The 19,133-nt window shown below is 63.3% G+C and carries 15 protein-coding genes; 11 read left to right on the plus strand and 4 right to left on the minus strand.

Annotated elements, in window-relative coordinates; translation table 11 throughout:
- Nucleotides 1-163 precede the first annotated feature (163 nt).
- The 6 genes from KTR40_RS08510 to KTR40_RS08535 all read left to right on the plus strand — a co-directional run bounded on the left by KTR40_RS08510 (nucleotide 164) and on the right by KTR40_RS08535 (nucleotide 8,116).
- A complete protein-coding gene (locus tag KTR40_RS08510; RefSeq protein ID WP_139031042.1) occupies nucleotides 164-1,450 on the plus strand; it encodes an ABC transporter substrate-binding protein in 1,287 nt (428 codons plus the stop codon).
- An 11-nt stretch (nucleotides 1,451-1,461) separates the two neighbouring features.
- On the plus strand, nucleotides 1,462-2,484 hold the full coding sequence (locus tag KTR40_RS08515) for a carbohydrate ABC transporter permease (protein ID WP_370633181.1): 1,023 nt from the start codon (nucleotides 1,462-1,464) through the stop codon (nucleotides 2,482-2,484).
- The gene (locus KTR40_RS08520) at nucleotides 2,481-3,347 is read left to right on the plus strand and encodes a carbohydrate ABC transporter permease (RefSeq protein WP_139031043.1); all 867 of its coding nucleotides are present in this window, start codon (nucleotides 2,481-2,483) and stop codon (nucleotides 3,345-3,347) included. Before KTR40_RS08515 ends, KTR40_RS08520 begins: the two co-directional genes overlap by 4 nt.
- A gap of 26 nt (nucleotides 3,348-3,373) precedes the next feature.
- Entirely contained in the window at nucleotides 3,374-5,692 is a 2,319-nt protein-coding gene (locus tag KTR40_RS08525) for a beta-glucosidase (protein ID WP_228405865.1), read from the plus strand.
- A gap of 74 nt (nucleotides 5,693-5,766) precedes the next feature.
- Complete coding sequence (locus KTR40_RS08530; RefSeq protein WP_228405866.1) at nucleotides 5,767-6,732, plus strand: acetylxylan esterase; 966 nt, start codon at nucleotides 5,767-5,769, stop codon at nucleotides 6,730-6,732.
- Between the two features lie 85 nt (nucleotides 6,733-6,817).
- A complete protein-coding gene (locus KTR40_RS08535) occupies nucleotides 6,818-8,116 on the plus strand; it encodes an endo-1,4-beta-xylanase (protein WP_228405867.1) in 1,299 nt (432 codons plus the stop codon).
- Nucleotides 8,117-8,634: 518 nt separating this feature from the next.
- Here the strand turns inward: KTR40_RS08535 and KTR40_RS08540 are convergent.
- Nucleotides 8,635-9,615 carry a Gfo/Idh/MocA family protein gene (locus KTR40_RS08540; RefSeq protein WP_228405868.1) on the minus strand — a complete coding sequence of 327 codons (981 nt, stop codon included), beginning with the start codon at nucleotides 9,613-9,615 and terminating at the stop codon, nucleotides 8,635-8,637.
- Nucleotides 9,616-9,884: 269 nt separating this feature from the next.
- On the opposite strand from KTR40_RS08540, the gene xylA reads away from it, so the two are divergent.
- The 3 genes from xylA (at nucleotide 9,885) to KTR40_RS08555 (ending at nucleotide 13,598) form a co-directional block, all read left to right on the plus strand.
- Entirely contained in the window at nucleotides 9,885-11,072 is a 1,188-nt protein-coding gene (gene xylA / locus KTR40_RS08545) for a xylose isomerase (RefSeq protein ID WP_228405869.1), read from the plus strand.
- Between the two features lie 300 nt (nucleotides 11,073-11,372).
- Nucleotides 11,373-12,200 (plus strand): NAD(P)-dependent oxidoreductase, encoded by an 828-nt coding sequence (locus KTR40_RS08550; protein WP_255708886.1) that lies wholly within the window; start codon nucleotides 11,373-11,375, stop codon nucleotides 12,198-12,200.
- A gap of 345 nt (nucleotides 12,201-12,545) precedes the next feature.
- Nucleotides 12,546-13,598: an isocitrate/isopropylmalate family dehydrogenase gene (locus KTR40_RS08555; RefSeq protein ID WP_228405871.1), complete on the plus strand. Its 1,053-nt coding sequence runs from the start codon at nucleotides 12,546-12,548 to the stop codon at nucleotides 13,596-13,598.
- Here KTR40_RS08555 and KTR40_RS08560 read toward each other — a convergent pair.
- The 3 genes from KTR40_RS08560 to KTR40_RS08570 form a co-directional block, all read right to left on the minus strand.
- Nucleotides 13,595-13,753 carry a hypothetical protein gene (locus KTR40_RS08560; protein WP_228405872.1) on the minus strand — a complete coding sequence of 53 codons (159 nt, stop codon included), beginning with the start codon at nucleotides 13,751-13,753 and terminating at the stop codon, nucleotides 13,595-13,597. The two genes, KTR40_RS08555 and KTR40_RS08560, sit on opposite strands and share 4 nt — an antisense overlap.
- 299 nt (nucleotides 13,754-14,052) lie before the next feature.
- On the minus strand, nucleotides 14,053-15,468 hold the full coding sequence (locus KTR40_RS08565; RefSeq protein WP_228405873.1) for a ferredoxin reductase: 1,416 nt from the start codon (nucleotides 15,466-15,468) through the stop codon (nucleotides 14,053-14,055).
- Entirely contained in the window at nucleotides 15,465-16,769 is a 1,305-nt protein-coding gene (locus KTR40_RS08570) for an SRPBCC family protein (protein WP_139029057.1), read from the minus strand. Before KTR40_RS08570 ends, KTR40_RS08565 begins: the two co-directional genes overlap by 4 nt.
- Nucleotides 16,770-16,928: 159 nt before the next feature.
- On the opposite strand from KTR40_RS08570, the gene KTR40_RS08575 reads away from it, so the two are divergent.
- Complete coding sequence (locus tag KTR40_RS08575; protein WP_139029058.1) at nucleotides 16,929-17,861, plus strand: LysR family transcriptional regulator; 933 nt, start codon at nucleotides 16,929-16,931, stop codon at nucleotides 17,859-17,861.
- A gap of 798 nt (nucleotides 17,862-18,659) precedes the next feature.
- Nucleotides 18,660-19,037 (plus strand): hypothetical protein, encoded by a 378-nt coding sequence (locus KTR40_RS08580; protein ID WP_139029059.1) that lies wholly within the window; start codon nucleotides 18,660-18,662, stop codon nucleotides 19,035-19,037.
- The last annotated feature ends 96 nt before the right edge of the window (nucleotides 19,038-19,133 follow it).

Genomic DNA, 19,133 nt, shown 5'->3' on the forward strand with positions numbered 1-19,133 from the left:
TTGACGGACCCTCCTTCGCTTGGAAATCTTAGGGGGCCGGAGTGCTCCGGCTCACACTTATCGACCGGATCTGACTGCAGGTACGGGTGCCTTGCGGGATGCGGTTGTGCCGTCAAGTGCGCCTTTATGGGCAGCGCTCAATGAGGAGAACGGGTAAAAACGAATGAAAGTCACAAAGATCCTAAGAGGGGCCGCGGTTCTGGCCTTGGGTTCGCTGGCGCTGAGCGCCTGCAGCGGTCCTTCCGGCAACTCCTCGGACGGCAAGGTGTCCATGACACTTTGGGAGAACTCGACGACGGGTCCGGGCCTGGAGTTCTGGAAGTCGGCGGTCGCGGACTTCGAGAAGGCAAACCCGAACGTAACCATCAACGTACAGGCCGTCCAGAACGAGGACCTGGACGGCAAGCTGCAGACTGCCCTTAACTCCGGCGACGCGCCTGACATCTTCTTGCAGCGGGGCGGCGGCAAGATGACGGCAATGGTTCAGGCCGGACAGCTGATGGACCTGACCGACAAGATCTCGCCCGAGACGAAGAAGGTGATTTCGGCTGGATCATTCAAAGCGGAAACCTATCAGGACAAGGTCTGGGCCATGCCGCTCGCGGTACTCCCCGGTGGCCTCTTCTACAGCCAGGACCTCTTCAAGGCGGCAAACATCACCGAGGCTCCCGCCACGATCAGCGACCTGGAAAAGGACGTCGAGAAATTGAAGGCGACGGGTGTGGCCCCGGTAGCGCTCGGCGCGAAGGACGCTTGGCCGGCCGCGCACTGGTTCTACTGGTTCGCGCTGCGCGAGTGCGAAGCCTCCACCATGCAGAAGTCGGCGGACTCGAAAGACTTCTCAGACCCTTGCTGGCTGAAGGCGGCCCAGGACCTGCAGAACTTTGCTGACAAGAAGCCGTTCAACGACGGATTCCTGACCACGTCCGCGCAGCAGGGTGCCGGCAGCTCTGCCGGACTGGTTGCCAACCACAAGGCTGCAATGGAACTCATGGGCGCGTGGGATCCAGGCGTCATTGCTTCGCTCACTCCGGACCAGAAGCCGCTGGCTGACCTTTCCTGGTACCCCTTCCCCGCGGTTCCCGGTGGAAAAGGCGACCCCGCTGCAATCATGGGCGGTGTTGACGGCTACTCGTGCTCGGCCAATGCGCCCAAGGAATGCGCTGACTTCCTCAACTTCGTTGCGAGCACTCCACAGCAGGTTGCCTACTACAAGGCCTTCAACGCCCCGCCTGTGAACACCGAGGCGCAGAAGTCTGTGACTGAGCCGTACCTGCAGGAAATCCTGAAGTCATACAACGCGGCTCCCTACGTATCCCCGTGGCTCGACACCGTCCTCGGCCAGAACGTCGGCAATGCGCTCAACGTCGCCGTCGTCGACATGCTGGCTGGCAAGGGCGACCCGCAGAAGCTCATCCAGACGGCGAACGACGCCGCCAAGAAGGGCTAAGAGGAAGATCCGTGAGCAACACCCGCGAGACAATCTCCAACGACTCCGCGTCGACAGCGGATCTCGCGCAGCGGGATGGGAGCGGCACGGCCGTGTCGCTCCCATCGGGGCTGCGCCGCCGCCGCGGCATCGGCTGGTCCGTGCCGTTGGAGATCGCAATCCTGGCAGGGCCGGCGATTCTCTTCTTCCTGGCCTTTGTCATCCTGCCTGTCGCGATGGCGGCATATTACGGCTTTTACCGCTGGAACGGATACGGGCCGCCCACCGACTTCGTGGGCCTGCAGAACTACATTGTGATCCTGCAGGACCCGGCATTCCTTCAGGCCCTGTCCCACAACGCCTTTATCGTGGTGGCTTCGCTCGTCCTCCAGGGGCCGGCAGCAATCCTGTTGGCGCTGCTGCTGAACCGGAGGATGCGCGGGCAGTCCGTCATCCGTGTCCTGATCTTCGTGCCCTACGTCATCTCAGAGGTCGTCGTCGGTACGGGATGGAGCCTGATGCTCCAGAGCAACGGCGCGCTCAACGGCTGGCTGCGGAACCTGGGGCTGGGCGCCCTGGCCCACGATTGGCTGGCGGACCCGAACGTGGCCATGTGGACCCTGATGGGCATCCTGACATGGAAGTACATCGGCTTCGCGGTAATCCTGTTTCTTGCCGGATTGCAGGGCGTCCCGGAGGAGCTTTATGAGGCTGCCGCGCTGGACGGGGCTTCCTACTGGCAGATCCAGCGACGAATAACGCTGCCGCTGCTCGGGCCGACGCTGCGTATCTGGGCGTTCCTGTCGGTGATCGGTGCCTTGCAGCTGTTTGACCTTGTCTACATCATCTGGGGCCAGTACGTTGCGTCCACTGCCGGGACGTCCACCATGGCCAGCTACATGGTTACGAACGGCCGAAACGCCGGAAACTACGGCTACGGCAACGCTGTCGCCGTCGTGATTTTCATCATCTCCCTCGTCGTCGCACTGGTGTACCAGCGTTACGTGCTGCGCCGCGACACCGCTGGCGCACTGACAGAAAGGAAGGCGCGATGACCGCCGCCATCGCCGCCCGGCGACCCCGCCGGGCAGACAAGCAAAGCCTGCCGTGGGGCTCGCCCGCCGTGTACTTCGTGGCGCTTGTGGTCATCGCGCTCATGCTGGCGCCGATCGCCTACATCATTTTTGGCGGGTTCCGCACGAATGCGCAGATCACGACCGACCCGGCTGGCCTTCCAAATCCCTGGAACGTAGGCAACTACCTCACCGTCATGACCGGGAGTGTCTTCTGGCGGCAGGTGCTGAACTCGACCATTGTGGGGGCAGTAACCACCCTCGGCGCAGTCGGTTTGGGCCTCATGGCCAGCTACGTCCTCGCCCGGTATCAGTTCCGGGGGCGCGCGGCGCTTTACTCGCTTTTCGCGGCCGGGCTGATGTTTCCCATTACCGTCGCCATCACACCGCTGTATATTGTGGTGCGCAACCTCGGCCTGATGAACTCGCTGGCCGGCGTCATCCTCCCGCAGATCGCGTTTGCGCTCCCCACCACGATCATTATCCTGGTGCCGTTCCTGCGCGCCATTCCGGACGAAATCCAGGAGTCGGCCTTTATTGACGGCTGCAGCCGCCTCGGCTTCTTCTTCCGGATGGTGCTGCGGCTCTCGCTTCCTGGCGTCATCACCACCGGCATCCTGGTCTTCATCGGCAGCTGGAACAGCTACCTGCTGCCCCTGTTCATCCTGAACAAGGAGGCCACCTTCACTCTCCCGCTGGGCGTGCAGGCGTTTTCCTCCCAATACTCCACGGACACCGCGCAGGTCCTGGCCTTTACGTCCCTGTCCATGATCCCCGCACTGGTGTTCTTCAGCCTCTTCGAACGGCGCATTGTTGGGGGACTCACCGGCGCCGTCAAAGGCTGACGGCGGCCACATTAAGGAATAGAAGCATGAGCAATCCTGGCAACCACCCGACCTTCCCTGCCGTCTCCGAACGGGTCAGCCGACTGCATGCCCGGATGACCCTTCCGGAAAAGCTGGCACAACTGGTCGGCTACTGGGTAGACAAGGGCGATGAGAACGTGGCCCCGCTTGACGGCGAGTTCGCCGCGGTCCCCAGCTACGCCGAAGCAACGGCCGAGGGCATCGGCCATCTCACCAGGGTATATGGGACCCGTCCGGTCGATCCGCTGGAGCGGGCTCAGTGGCTGTGGTCCGAGCAGCGCCGGCTGCGCGAGCAGACCCGGCTAGGCATCCCGGCCTTGGTGCATGAAGAGTGCCTGACCGGGCTGGCCGCCTGGAAGGCCGCCACGTTCCCGACCCCCCTCGCCTGGGGGGCTGCGTTCGATCCGGAGCTTGTCCGGGACATGGGCGCCGCCATCGGCGCCTCGATGAGGGAGCTCGGCATCCATCAGGGCCTCGCCCCGGTGCTGGATGTCATCCGCGACCCGCGTTGGGGCCGCGTGGACGAGTGCATCTCCGAAGACCCCTATGTCGTCGGCACAATCGGCACCGCCTATGTACAGGGCCTGCAGTCGGCGGGCATACACGCCACGCTCAAGCACTTCGTCGGTTACTCGGCATCGCAGGCGGGCCGAAACCATGCCCCCGTACATGCCGGAACCCGCGAAGTGCGGGATGTGCTGCTCCAGCCATTCGAGATGGCCGTGCGCGACGGGGCCGTGCGCTCGGTGATGAATTCCTATGCGGAAATCGACGGCGTGCCCGTCGCCGCGAACCGCGAGTATCTGACCGGGGTCCTGCGCGACGAGTGGGGTTTCGACGGTACGGTTGTGGCCGACTACTTCTCGGTCAGCTTCCTGCACACCATGCACCGGATCGCCGCAGACCGCGGCGAGGCCGCCGAACTTGCACTGACGGCCGGGATCGACGTGGAACTGCCGACCGGCGACTCCTTCCTCGCTCCGCTCGCCGAACGCATCCGCGCCGGCCAGACCGACGAAGCGATAGTGGACCGTGCCGTGCTGCGGGTCCTGGCCCAGAAAGAAGAGCTGGGCCTGCTCGACGAAACGTTCGACGCACCGCCCGCCGAGATCGATCTTGACACCCCGCGGCACCGTGAGCTGGCGGGACGCCTGGCAGAGGAGTCGCTGGTATTGCTGACCAATGACGGCACCCTGCCCCTGGCCCGGACGGCACGACGCATCGCCGTGCTCGGTCCCAACGCCGCCGCCGCGGAGGCGTTGATGGGCTGCTACTCGTTTGCCAACCACGTGCTGGCGCACCACCCGGGAGTGCCCCTCGGCTTCTCCATCGTCCCGGTGCTGAACGCGTTACGGGACGAGTTCCCCGAAGCTACCGTGGCCACTGCTCAAGGCTGCGAGGTTGAGGGCGAAGACCGGGCCGGCATTCCCGCGGCAGCGGCCCTCGCAGCGGATGCTGAAGTGGCCGTCGTCGTTGTTGGGGACCGAGCTGGATTGTTCGGCCGCGGCACAGTCGGAGAGGGCAATGATGTGGAGAGCCTGGAACTCCCGGGTGTCCAGCGCGAACTGGTGGAGGCTGTGGTGCGGACAGGCACACCTACCATCATGGTCGTCCTTTCCGGCCGTCCGTACGCGATCGGCTGGGCGATCGAGGGCCCGGGCACTCCGCCCGCCGTATTGCAGGCGTTTTTTCCGGGGGAGGAAGGCGGGCCTGCCATAGCCGCCGTACTCTCGGGACGTGTCGCACCGACGGGACATCTGCCGGTCTCGCTCCCGCGCTCCGCGGGAGCACAGCCGTTCTCCTACCTTCACCCCCTTCTCGGCGGCCCCTCTGACGTGACCAGCGCCGACAGCACCCCGGTGTTACCCTTCGGCCACGGCCTCACCTATACGACCTTCGAGCACAGCGGCCTCGACGTGCCGGATACAGTGTCCGCCGGCGGAGCCTTCAATGCGACGGTTACGGTCCGGAACACGGGTGACCGCGCAGGCACCGACCTCGTTCAGCTCTACGCACACGATGTCTACGCCAGTGTCACCCGTCCGGTGGCGCAGCTCCTTGCCTACACACGGGTTTCGCTGGAACCGGGGGAGAGCGCACTGGTGACGTTCGACGTGCCGACTATGCGACTGGCCTTCACGGGTCCAAGTGGCGACCGGATTGTCGAGCCCGGCGCCGTCGATCTCTGGGTCGGCTCTTCCTGTGCGCAGCGCGAGACCACAGCAAGTCTTTCGATCGGCGGTCCTGAATATGTCGTGACCGCCGCCGACCGCCGCCTGGCCCTATCCACGATCCATATCCCGGCCCCCTCCTCAAGGGCATAGGACCGGTTTGCGGCTGCCGCCGGTGAAGTTTCTTCCACTCGACCGCCGATTTGCCGCACTCTGAAAGGACGCCCATGTACAACGATCTGCCCGAAGCTGAGCTTCGGAGTTACAAGAGCTCCCAGACATGCAACGACGACTTCGATACGTTCTGGGAACAGACCCTAGAGGAATCCCGCCAGGCGGGTGGGGATACCGTGATCGAAGCTGTAGCGGAAGGCCTGGAAACCCTTGATGTCTACGACGTCACCTTTCCGGGCTTCGGGGGCGAACCGGTCAAGGCCTGGCTGCGAACCCCGAAGTCCGCGTCCGGGCCCCTGCCCGCCATCGTCCAGTACATGGGGTACGGCGGGGGACGGGGACGTCCTTGGGAAAACCTTTTCTGGGCCTCTGCAGGTTTCGCCCACTTCCAGATGGACACCCGCGGCCAAGGATCAGGATGGTCAATCGGGGACACTCCGGACACGGCGGGTGCATCCGGCCCCCAAGTACCGGGGGTCATGACCAAGGGAATAAAAGACAAGGAGACCTACTACTACCGGCGTCTCATGACGGACGGTGTGCGCGCCGTCGATGCAGCACGCACCATACCCTTCATCGATCCGGATCGCATCGCGGTCACCGGAGGGAGCCAGGGAGGGGCCATCGCACTGGCCGTTGGCGCACTCGTCCCGGACCTGTCCGCCGTCGCCGTGAACGTGCCTTTCCTCTGCGACTTTCCCCGCGCGACTACGATCACGGACGCTTACCCGTTCCGAGAAGTCGGCGACTACCTTTCAACCCACCGACAGGACATCGACATCGTCCAAGAGACCCTCAGTTACTTCGACGGCGTCAACTTCGCGGCCAGGGCGAGGCACCCTGCTTACTTTTCGGTAGCGCTGATGGACTTGATCACCCCGCCGTCCACCGTGTTCGCCGCCTTCAACGCCTACGCCGGAGAGAAAAAAATCCAGGTCTGGCCGTACAACGGCCATGAGGCAGGCGGACCGGATGATGATCGGCTCATGCGACGATTTCTTTCGGAAATCCTCCACTGACAAGCTTCCGGCCACTCCGCCGCGGCGGGCGGCGTACTCGGCCCGCGCAGTCAAAAAAGCCCCTACACCCGTCAAGGAGTACAGCATGAGTGCACCCGCCCAAACCGCCGATCCAAGCATGTCGCATAGGCGGCGCCGCGTGTCCCTGGCCATCATGGCCGCCGACGGAAGTCCCCTGAGGGACGCCGACGTCGTGATTGAGCAGACACGCCATGAGTTTGCCTTCGGCAACATAGGTTTCGACTTTATCCCCCTCGCCAATGGCGAAGCGTCTGAGGACCTTTCGGCCGCAGAGATTGAGGCATTTGGCGGCGCGGACATCGACCAGCTCGCCCATCTGTCCGGCCTCTGGCTCGACCTCTTCAATACGGCAACCTTGCCTTTCTATTGGGGCCGTTTCGAACCGAAGCGCGGGCGCCCCGACACCCAGCGGCTTAGAACGACCGCCCAGTGGTTCGCCGAACGGGGCGTGACGGTCAAAGGCCACCCACTGGTCTGGCACACGGTCACGGCCCCTTGGCTCCTCGGTCTGCCCCTGGACGAAATCGAACAGGTCCAACGCCAGCGGATCCGTCGGGACGTGACAGATTTTGCAGGACTCATCGACACCTGGGACGCCATCAACGAGGTCGTCATCATGCCGGTGTTCGACCGCGAAGACAACGGCATCACCCGTCTCGCCTATGACCGCGGCCGCATCCAGATGATCCGAATGGCCTTTGAAGAGGCGCGCAGCGCCAATCCGTCGGCGACTCTCCTCATCAACGACTTCGACCTATCGTCGGCCTACGAGTGTCTCATTGAGGGCGCTTTGGAAGCCGGGATCCGGATCGACGCGATCGGCCTGCAGACGCACATGCACCAGGGTTACCGCGGAGAAGACGAAATCCTGTCCACAGTCGACCGCTTCGCGCGGTATGGATTGCCGATCCATATGACCGAGAGCACCATTCTCTCTGGACACCTCATGCCATCCGAGATCACCGACCTCAACGACTACCGCGTATCCGAGTGGCCCAGCACTCCGGAAGACGAAGAACGCCAGGCAGACGAGATTAGGCGTCATTATCGCTCCCTCGTTTCGCATCCGGCCGTCCAGGCAATCAACTACTGGGGCTTGACCGATAACGGCGCCTGGCTCGGGGCCCCTGGCGGGTTGGTGCGCTCCGACGGAACCCTGAAACCGTCGTACAGGGCCCTCCACGAACTCATAAAGGGTGACTGGTGGACTGCGCCGACAACAGCACGCACCGACCTCAGCGGGCGTGTCGAAGTTGAGGGATTCTTCGGCGATTATTCCGTAACCGCCGGCCCAGCCACTGGACGTTTCTCAGTGACAGCCGGACTAGACGCAGTACCTGTTCGGCTCCTTCCCCATGAGTGATTCAACTCAAGCCAGGAACTGAAGGGCGGGCGTTTGGCAGTACCGTTCCCGGGCAGCTAAACAGGCTCGACGCCCGGCCTCGACCAGTTCGAATCAGATCGCCTCGGCCAGCCGACAAGTGTTGACCACGCGGCGGGCAATGACGGCGCGGGGTTCCAAGGCCAACTAACCATGGCGACGTAGTAGCCACGCGGTTCAGAGATCTCCTGGTCGATGGGGGCCGGATGGGACATTGCACCGTTGGTCGCAAATTGGGGGTCCGGAAGGACAGTCCGTGGTCTATGTCATTTTGGAGTACAGCGTGCCAGGCTTCGAGGTTGCGCGTCCTATTGAGGGCATGTCAAAAGGGAGTTGGTGACGAGGCAGTCTTCATCGCTCGGCAAGGACCGGGAGTCGAGCATGTTCGACGGCGGCCGATTTGGCTTGTGGGTTGCTGGTGGTTGGGAGGGTGATGCGGAGGGAAGCCTCGGTTTCTCTGCCGTGCTCTCCGGGCATGCCACTGCCGGGAAGGTGCACCGTCACTTCACAGGGCCGAAACCCGCGGCAGCGTAGATTCCGTCAATGACCTTCATGTTGAAAAGGCTGTCGGAGCCCTCAGTGAGCACCTCCTGGCCTGACTGAAGACCATGGACTATGGCCTCGAGTTGGTGGTCGTAGGTCTCAAAGCCTCGTACGGTCCAGATGCGGTCCAGCCTGTTATGGCTCAGGGAGATGGAGTGCCCCCTGGAAGGAAAGACCAGATTCTTGACGACGAGTTTCCCTTGAGTACCCACCACTTCGAGGGATGAGTTCAGGTGCCCGGGCTCTTCCAGCATTGCTGAGGTGATGAGCGCTGTTGCTCCTGAGGGAAACTCGAGGTCGGCCGCCACGCTCAGGTCCGCGCCAAGGGGGTTGAGCGACCCGCTGGCTCGGACCACCGTTGGTTCTTCGCCCATGAACGCCCGCACCCAGTGAACCGGGTAGCAGCCGAGGTCCATCAGCGATCCTCCTCCCAGTCTCGGGTCGTGTCGCAGGGACGCGGGATCGAACGGATTCGAGCTGGAAAAGTCTGCGGTCAGCGTCAGAATCTCCCCGAGCGCGCCGGAGGCCTTGACGGCATCGAGTTCCGCGCTTAGGGGGTGATACCGGTCATGAAAGGCTTCGATGAGGCGGTAACCTGTCGATTGCGCAGCCTCCAGCATTCGTGCAGCCTCATCAGCATTCAGAGCGAAGGGTTTCTCGCAGAGCACGTGCTTGCCTGCTTCCAAAGCGGCGATCGACCACTTGGCGTGCTCGGAGGGTGGCAACGCGTTATAGACCAAATCAACGCCGGGGTCGGACATCAAAGCGGAGTAATCGCCGTAGAAACGGCCAATGCGGTGCTGCTCGGCGAACTGCTGTGCAGACTCTGTACGGCGGGAGGCCACCGCGACGACCTCTACGTCAGTTCGCCGGCTAGCTGGCCGGATGACTGCCGCAGGCGCTATGCCTGCTGCGCCCAAAATTCCGATTCTTAACACTGCAGGTCTCCTTGCCGCGGCGCCAGGACCCGCAGTCTATTCGGTCAATTTGTACGAGTATCCCTGTCAAGCGGGCGGGTGCCAACCAGACACTGTGGAGCTGCATCTGCCGCTCGCCGCAAGCCAAGGCAGCGGAACGTCGAGAGGAACAAAACAGCAGCACTGGCGATCCAGCAACGGCCCATTGACCCCAACCCATCCAGCTTATATAGTTCAGGCGGTAAACTAAAGCTTGAACGACGGCGATCTCACGAGTGCAAGGACGCATCATGGCTATTTCCCCTACCCCTGCTGACAAGTTCACCTTCGGCCTCTGGACTGTGGGCTGGACCGGCGCGGACCCGTTTGGTGTCGCGACCCGTGCCGCCCTGGACCCCGTCGAGGCGGTGCACCGCCTGGCCGAGCTGGGCGCGTACGGCATCACGTTCCACGACAACGACCTGGTTCCGTTCGACGCCAGCGCCTCGGAGCGGGACCTGATCCTGAAGAACTTCAAGGCAGCCCTGGCCGAGACCGGCCTGAGGGTGCCCATGGTGACCACCAACCTCTTCAGCCACCCGGTCTTCAAGGACGGCGGCTTCACCTCTAACGACCGCTCGATCCGCCGCTTCGCCCTGGCCAAGGTGCTGCGCAACATCGATTCGGCCGCCGAGTTCGGTGCCGAAACCTTTGTGATGTGGGGCGGGCGTGAAGGCAGCGAATACGACGGCTCGAAGGACCTCGCCGCCGCGCTGGACCGGATGAAGGAAGGCGTGGACACCGCCGCGGCCTACATCAAGGACAAGGGCTACAACCTGCGTATCGCCCTGGAGCCCAAGCCCAACGAACCCCGCGGCGACATCTTCCTCCCCACCGTCGGGCACGGCCTGGCGTTTATCGCCCAGCTCGAGCACGGCGACATCGTGGGCCTGAACCCCGAAACGGGGCACGAGCAGATGGCCGGGCTGAACTTCACCCACGGCATCGCCCAGGCGCTCTGGGCCGGCAAGCTCTTCCACATCGACCTCAACGGCCAGCGCGGCATCAAGTACGACCAGGACCTCGTCTTCGGCCACGGCGACCTCACCAGCGCCTTCTTCACCGTGGACCTGCTCGAAAACGGCTTCCCCGGCGGCGGCCCCCGGTACGAGGGTCCCCGGCACTTCGACTACAAGCCCTCCCGCACCGACGGCTACGACGGCGTCTGGGAATCAGCCAAGGCCAACATGGCCACCTACCTGCTCCTCAAGGAACGCGCCCTCGCCTTCCGCGCAGACCCCGAAGTCCAGGAAGCCCTGGCCACCTCCGGCGTCTTCGAACTCGGCGAAAGCACCCTCGCCGCCGGTGAAACCACCGCGGACCTGCTCGCGGACGCCACCGCCTTCGAGGACTTCAACGTCGACAAGGCCGCCGAACGCTCATTCGCGTTCGTCCGCCTCAACCAGCTCGCCATCGAACACCTCCTCAACGCCCGCTAACCCCTCCGTCATGCGCTACCCGTGGGCAGCGCCGCAGGAGGCCTCGCCGGCACTACCGCAGCAGTATCGGTGGTCTGCCTGGACAGCGACGGCCAGGCCGTCCCGGCCCACACAGCTATTCAACGACATTGGTAGCTCCCGAGGCATCCTGGAACCGATCAGGAAGGCCTGCGACGAGAACCAGCTGAGGGTGCGGGAGGCACACTCATCCCTGCACAAACCCGAACCCATCTAGGAGACAACATGAAGGTCCTTATCACTGGCGCTCATGGAAAGGTCGGTCGTGCCACCACCCAGGCGATGATCGACGCCGGACACGAAGTACTCACCACCGATCTGACTCGTCCCGGCTATGAGCGCAAGCCTGAGGGCACCCCGAGGTACACGATGGCGGACCTCACCGACGCAGGGGAGGCCTACGCCGTCGTTCGCGGAGCGGATGCCGTCGTACACGTCGCTGCCATCCCAGAACCGACTGGTCATCCGCCTCACGTGGTCTTCCAAACCAATATCATGGCGACCTTCAATGTTCTTGAGGCCGCCATCCGATTTGGCGTGAAGCGCTTCGTTTACATCTCCAGTGAGACGGTCCCGGGGTTCTTCTTTCCCGAGCGCGATTTCCTCCCTGACTACGCACCCGTGGACGAGGAGCACCCGATCCGCCCGCAGGACCCTTATGCGCTCTCCAAGCACTTCGGTGAGCAGCTCATGGACGCCGCAATCGCCCGCTCTGACATCCGCTGCATTTCCATTCGACCCAGCTGGGTCCAATTCGAGGACAACTACGAGACAAACCTCGGACCGCAGGTCCGCGACCCCTCGGTCCTAAGCCCCAACCTGTGGAGCTACATCGATGTCTACGACCTCGCCGACGCCATCGTCCTGGCTACCGGGTCAGACCTGCCCGGACACGAGGTCTTCTACATCGCTTCCCCTGACAATGTGGGTGGCTATGACTTCGCCGAGGTTCTGAACAAGTACTACGGCGACTCAATCGAACTGCGCGAATTATGGCGTACCGATGCTTCGGGGATCTCGAGCGCCAAAGCGCAACGGATGCTGGGCTGGACGCCGAAGCGATCCTGGCGCGACTACCTTGATGCGGAAGGACATAGCCTCAACCCGTAACACCACAGGGAAAGGGCGAGCTGCTCCCGCCCTTTCCCTCTCACATGCGCTGGTCAGCTCTGGGACTGTCGCATGACCGGTGTGGGGCGCGGCCGGCGCAGGTGATGCCAGTGACGCCGCGCCCGCCGCATGCGGAATTGCTGACCCGCCTCGAGGACGCGCTTTGGGTCGTTGACCGGTATGGCTTCCAAGTTCGTGACGTCGGCCTGCTGGTGGTACTTGGCGGAGGATCAAGCGGAGGTTCGGCATTGCCGGTCCCTAAATTTGGACGGGTCGTGATTCATTGAGGCGGCGCGCCTGGACAGCCGCATATGCTCTTCGAATACCACGAACGATTGGATGTGCATGAGCCGCAGTTATGTTATCGATGCGATTCCCGGTGACGGCATTGGCGTGGATGTCACCGACGTCGCGATGCAGTGCGTCGACGCTGTCGCGGGTATCTACGACTTCGACGTCCGGTGGCGGGTCCGCGACTGGAACAGCCACCTGTACCGCAAGGCGGGCCGCATGATGCCTGTCGACGGAATAGAGCAGTTGAGCAGCGGTGATGGCATCTACCTGGGAGCCGTCGGGACACCGGATGTGCCCGACGACGTCACCCTCTGGGGGCTACTGATCCCCATCCGCCGGGAGTTTGACCAGTACATCAACCTCCGGCCCATGCGGTTGCTGCCCGGCGTTGTCGGTGCCATGCCCGGCATCGAGGACCTGGACATCGTAGTGGTACGGGAGAACGTTGAAGGCGAGTACTCCCAGATCGGAGGAAGGTTCGGCGCCGGAACCGACGGCGAGTTCGCGGTTCAGGAGAGCGTCTTCACCAGGCGCGGCATCGCCCGGGCGGCGCACTATGCCGCCAACGTTGCCCGCGAACGCGACGGTCGGCTGGTCTCTGCAACAAAGTCCAACGGCATCATCCACACCATGCCGTTCTGGGATGAAGTGGTGGCGGAGACGGTCAAGGCGTTCCCCGGCGTCGTCGTCGAAAAGGTGCTCATTGACGCGCTGGCGGCACGGTTGGTGATGAAGCCGACGAGCATCCGGACCATCGTTGCGTCGAACCTGTTCGGGGACATTCTCTCGGACCTCGTAGCTGGTGTGGCCGGGTCCATCGGCATTGCACCCAGCGCCAACCTCAACCCGGAGCGGCGGCACCCGTCGATGTTCGAACCCGTGCACGGCTCTGCTCCGGACATTGCCGGCAAGGGCATCGCCAATCCGGTAGGCGCTCTGTGGGCCGCGGCAATGATGCTCGACCACCTCGGTGAGGCGGAGGCCGCCCGGTCCCTGACTTTGGCTTTTGAGGGCACGCTCGCAGACGGCACTGCTACGCCGGACCTGAAGGGCACCGCCACCACTGCGGAGTTCGCAGCCGCAGTGCTGTCGCGGCTGTCCTAGGCAACTACCTGGCGCAAACGCTTCTCAGGACGGCATGCGATCAGCGAGGCCGCCGCCCTGTCTGCGGCCACCACCGCTGCGAGGGCCCATCCAACGGCCGGACTGAACTCGGAGAAGACGACCCCGGACATGTGCCGGTCACCCTCAGGGAACATGGGTTTGATCGTTCCAGAACCTTGTCCTCCCGGCGCCATCACTGCCGGCGGTCCTGCGCCATCATGCCAAACCGGTGCCTGTTCATGTGGGACGACAGGGAGTCTCTCGGGACGTTAAGAGGCGCTTTTACCACCCGTGTGGAGATGGCCGACCTTGCTTTTTCGAGGGTGCCGTCCGCCAAGCCCTCGTCACCTGATCTGAGCCCCATCTTCACCCGCGGATCCACCGGCAGCAAGTGAAACGCCACATAGGGCATTCCGCACTTGAATGCTGTCCGGCTTTATACAGTAGGAAGCGGCTAGGCATCGATCACCAAGTCGGTCCGTGCGGTGGAGCAGCACGGCAGGAACTTGCCTGCATCGATTTCGCGCGCCCGAATCCCGCCCTGGTGGTTCATCTCGACCTCCCCGGAAAGCTTGACAACCTTGCAGGAGCCGCACATGCCTTCCTTGCAGTTCGCGCCGATTCTGACTCCCGCGCGCTGCGCCACTCCAAGGATGTGTTCGTCGGGGTCCACCCGCACATTGATGCCCGTGCGAAGGAAGGACAGGGTGAGGCTTCCCGTTCCCACGGTGTTGAAGCTTGAGGCATCGGGAGTCCCCGCTTCCGCCGGTGCGTCCGAGGTGCTATCGGGGGCCGGTGCTTCCGGGTCGACGGTTTCCAGCGGCAGCCCCGTGGCCTGCAAGGTTCCCCCGGCGTCGTAGCCGGGCTCGTAGAGCCCGAACGCGCTGGGCTGGCTTTCATAGTATTCCTCGGCGGAATCGGCGATTTCCTCGGCGATTTCCTCCGCGATGTCCGATGCAAGCGCGATCTCTGCCTGGTATTCAAGGAGCATCTTGCGGTCTCCCGAGAAGAATTCCATGTAAATGGAGGTGTCATCGACACCCACCTTCTTGAGGAGTTCGGTGGCTGTGTTCAGGTAACCCTCCGGGCCGCAGGCATAGACCTGGCGGCCGTTGGCGTCGGGGGCGACCTCGTCGAGCATCGCCGTCGTCAGCCTTCCCCTGAGCCCCTCCCATCCCTCGGGCTTGCTGCGGTCGCCCAGGGAGTAGAAGACCTTGATGCGGGAGTCCACGGAGGCGATGTAGGCCAACTCCTGGTGGAAGGCAAATTCTCCTGCCTCCGCCCCGTGGTAAAGCACCACGACATTCGCCTGTCCCGGCAGGGAGTGGATTGTCCGCACCATGGACATGATCGGAGTGATGCCTGCGCCGGCGGCCAGCAAGAGGTACCGTGCCCGCCGGTCGGCGTCGGGCAGGTGGAAGGCTCCAACGGGACCCAGCATGTCCAGGACGGTGCCGGGTTTGACGTTCTCGTGCACCCACGGTGAGACCAGTCCCGTGTGGTCACGCTTGACTGTGATGTTGAAGGTCCAGGGCTTAGTGGGCGAACTGGACAGCGAGTAGCTGCGGTCCACCGGATCCTGGTCCTCGCCGTTCACGGGAAAGGCGATATTCACGTACTGCCCTGCGCGGAACGCCAAGGGCGCACCGTCGCAGCGGCGGAACACGAAAGTCATCATGCCGCCAGCCTCGGGTACGGTCTCGACACATTCGGCCATGAACTCCTGGGGATGCCACGGACCCAATGCGCGGGCGGCGCGGGCAGGTGCCTCGGTGCTGCCCATCACCCTGTTCCACGGCATCTCCAGACCGCGAATGCGCTGTGGTTCGGGGGCTTCCTGGATGGTCATCTCAGTAAGGAGTTCGGTCATGCCAAGTGCTCCTGAACGCGCTGCACGTACCAGTTGATGAATGCTTCCACCTGGTATTCGCTCTTCATGTACGGGCCGGGCTGGTAGGCGGGGCTGCCGGCACCCTGCTGGCACAGCTCCACGAACGCCTTGTCCTGCAGGTTTGTCTGCTTCCAGGTGTAGGTGAGTTTTTCCAGATCGTAATCGACGCCTTCTTCGGCGTCGTCAGCCACCAGCCAGGTGGTGCGTACGAGGCTCTGGTGTTCGTTGATGGGGAAGACCCCGAACGTGATGACGTGGTCGCCGAGGAAATGGAACCAGCTGTTGGGCTGGAGGTGCATCGAGCAGCGGCCAAGGCGGAAGTCCGGCAAGTCACCGAGCAGCTTCTTGGAAAGCCGGCGCCCATCGGGTGAGAACGATTCGCCGTCACCGTCAAGAGCTTCCCGCGAGATACGGATTCCCGCTATGCGTGTATCGAGTTCCTCGACGACCTCGTAGGGAAGGCCATAGCGGCGGCAACGCTCCTCGAGCGAGGACTGTGATTCCTTATTCCGGTCCCACACTTCCTCAAGATGGGCCGGGATCAGGCCCTCCGTCAGGCCCCAGGTGGGGAAGAGGGAACAGGCGAGCTCAGGGTGGCCGTCGCAGTGGTAGCACTCACGGTTGTTCTCCATGACGAGCTTCCAGTTGCCCTCTTCGATGATGTTCTGCTGGTAGGCAATTTTCGTCTTCGATAGATCGTGGGGGGCGAGGTAGGGCTCAAAGATCTTTGAGGTTTCGTCGAAGTCCGTCGGCGGCTCATCAGCAATGCACACGAAGATGAGGCCGGCGACCTCGCGGCCGTGGGCGCGCTTGAGGCCGAAGCAGCTCTTGTCGAACTTCGCTTCTCCCGGTGCCGAGGCGTGGATCAGATCGCCGCTGGGTGAGTAGGTCCAGGAGTGGTAGCCGCACACCAGGTTTCCCGTTGACCCCGCGGATTCAGTCAGGACGCGGGCGCCGCGGTGTCGGCACACGTTGTGCAGGACGTTCACGCCGCCGTCGTCGTTGCGCAGCACGATCAGGGAGTAGGGCCCGTAGTCGACGGTGACGTAGTCGCCCGGCTCCGGGAGTTCGGCAGTGCTGGCGGCAAAGATCCAGTGTTGGCCAAAGATGGCCTCCATGTCGATTTTGAAAATAGCCGGCTCTGTGTAGAACGGGGCATCGAGGGAATATCCCTTGCGCCGGAAAGTGAACAGTTCGGTGATTTCCGCCAGCTGCTCCGCAGGCAATGATGAAGCGAGTTTTCCGCGTGAGTTGAGGGGAACGTTTACTGAAACAGACATGGGTTTCCTCCCGGGAGGGCTGGGTAAGTGCGCGATTCGGGGAGTGCCCGGGTTGGCGGGCGCAACCGGATCCTCGAGAACTTTGTAGTCAAGAGATTAGGGATGTCCGGCCTGCAACAAAAGCGCAAGATTTGGGAGATAACAGTGCACAATAGGTGCATGATTGATCCTCGTCTTATCACCCTGAGGGTATTTGCCCAGTGCGGCACCGTTGGCGCAACCGCGCAACTCACCGGGTATTCCCCCTCCGCCGTCTCCGCGCAACTGCGGGAGCTCCAGCGCGTGCTTGGAATGCAGCTGCTGACGAAGGACGGCCGTGGTGTGCGGCTGACCGCCACGGGCCGCTTCCTTGTTGCGGGCTCGGACACCCTCATTGCGGATTGGGAGAGCCTGCGCGCCGCGGCCATGGAGGCTGGCGACCAAGTGCCGGCCCGTTTTGGCCTGGGCGGATTCTCGACGGCGGCAGCCCAGTTGCTTGCGCCGCTGGCCGCCACCCTGCGCTCAACACGACCCCTGCTGGAGGTGCAGGTACTTGAGGCCAATCCTGCCCGCTGCTTCGACTTGTTGGTTGCCGAGCGAATCGACCTCGCGGTCATCATCGCCATGCAGTCCGACACCCATGTTGAAGACGATCCGCGCTTCGAGCAGACGGTCCTGCTTGACGATCCCTTGGATGTAATCATCCCCTCCGACCATGCGTTGGCATCGCGGGAAACAGTGACGCTCGAAGAGCTGGCGTCGGAACCCTGGATCACGGAGGCGGCCGGATCCACCTACCATTCCCTCTTCACGGCGGCGTTCACGGCAGTGGGGGTAACACCGCGGATTGCCCATGAGGCCGTTGAATGGGAAACCCAGATCGCCTTCGTTGGCGCGGGGCTGGGCGTGGGGCTGCTGCCGCGGCTGGCACCCCTGCGAGGTGCCGAAAACGTGGTTCGGTTGCGCATTGCCGGCAAAGGGAAGCCCGCGCGCCGCATTGTCGCCGCGGTGCGCAGGGGCAGTATCGCATCGCCCCTGATCCAGGAGTCGCTCAGCATCCTTCAGGTCAGGGCCAATCGGATCCTCGCTGCCCGCCCCGAAGACGATCTCTGAAAACGCATGGCCGCAACTGCCGGCAAGCAGGTGCAGAAGGTGGCAAGCGGCCAAGGAGAACCGGTGCCGATCCTGGCAATCTGGACCTGCCCGAGGAAACGGGCATCGACGGTGTTCTTCATTTGCCATGGAGGCCTACGCAAAGATGAAGAAGCGGGAGGGCCGCCGACGCGCTACAGGAGTTCCTGCACCAGCGGCCACAGGCGCTCGAGGATTTTGCCCGCTACCCATTCACTCTGACGAGCTTTGATCAGGACCGATATGCGAAGCCGAGGTAACTATTGGATATGAGGCCGGACGTCGGCGAACCCGATGCGGGACCTTGGCAGGTCGAGTCATCTCTCGTTCTTTGACTGGGCCGCTGAACTCCGGGAAGGTGTCCTCGTACCCCTGCTTCAAGGAAAAGCAGTCCACTATCGTCCGCCGGGCTGGGTGGACCGGGGACGCGAAGGTGCCATCGCCCTGCCCGCCGGGTGTTCCGTGGTGTGGGTGGAAGGGAGTGGTTCATCCCGCCAGGCGCTTTCCAGCCTGATCGACGCTTCGATCTGGGTGCAGTGCGGCATCGTTGAAGCACGACGTCGACTCCTGGCACGGGATGGTAAAGCGGAAGAGGACCTGCACAGGGAGTGGGAAAAACAAGAAACTCCCTTCCTGCTCGAAGACCGGCCTTGGGAGCGGTCCAGTGTGATCGTGGCCGGAACGCCAGCATTAGCATTGGAGCACGATCCGCAGACCCAAGTAGTGACCGCTCAGCCGGCATCAGCACCCCGGCCGGGGGAGTCGCACTAAGCTCTGAACATGGCGGTTCAAGATCCGGAAAGTACGACCAAAACTATCAACCAGGAGCTCAGCCAGCGGCGCGGCTGGATTCTGACCATCGCAGTCGGGTTCGCGTTGCAGCTGCTGAGTATCGTCATCGGCCTGAAAGCAGTGGGGCCGCTGTGCGGCAGCCCGCTGCTCCCGCACAGCGGTGCGGCTGAAATTTCCGACGCTCAGGGACAGACTGTGGGGCTTGCGACCGAGTGCTACCGGAACATCGATTCCGCTTCCGTGCCGGTCTGGGTTCTGATGGCAGTGGGAATCGGCCTGGTCCTGACGGGAGTCGCGGTCAGGATCGTCGGAATTCGCCGGTCCGTTGCCCGTGCCGGGGACCCTGAGGAGCCTGCGCAGGGCTAAGGACTGCCTGCCCGCGGGAAACATCCCGCGGGGCGGCGCGGGGCGGGGCGGGTCGCCGCCTCCTAGCCTGCTTGGGACCCGATGCAGGCGACGATA

Source organism: Pseudarthrobacter sp. L1SW (genome assembly GCF_020809045.1).
GTDB lineage: Bacteria > Actinomycetota > Actinomycetes > Actinomycetales > Micrococcaceae > Arthrobacter.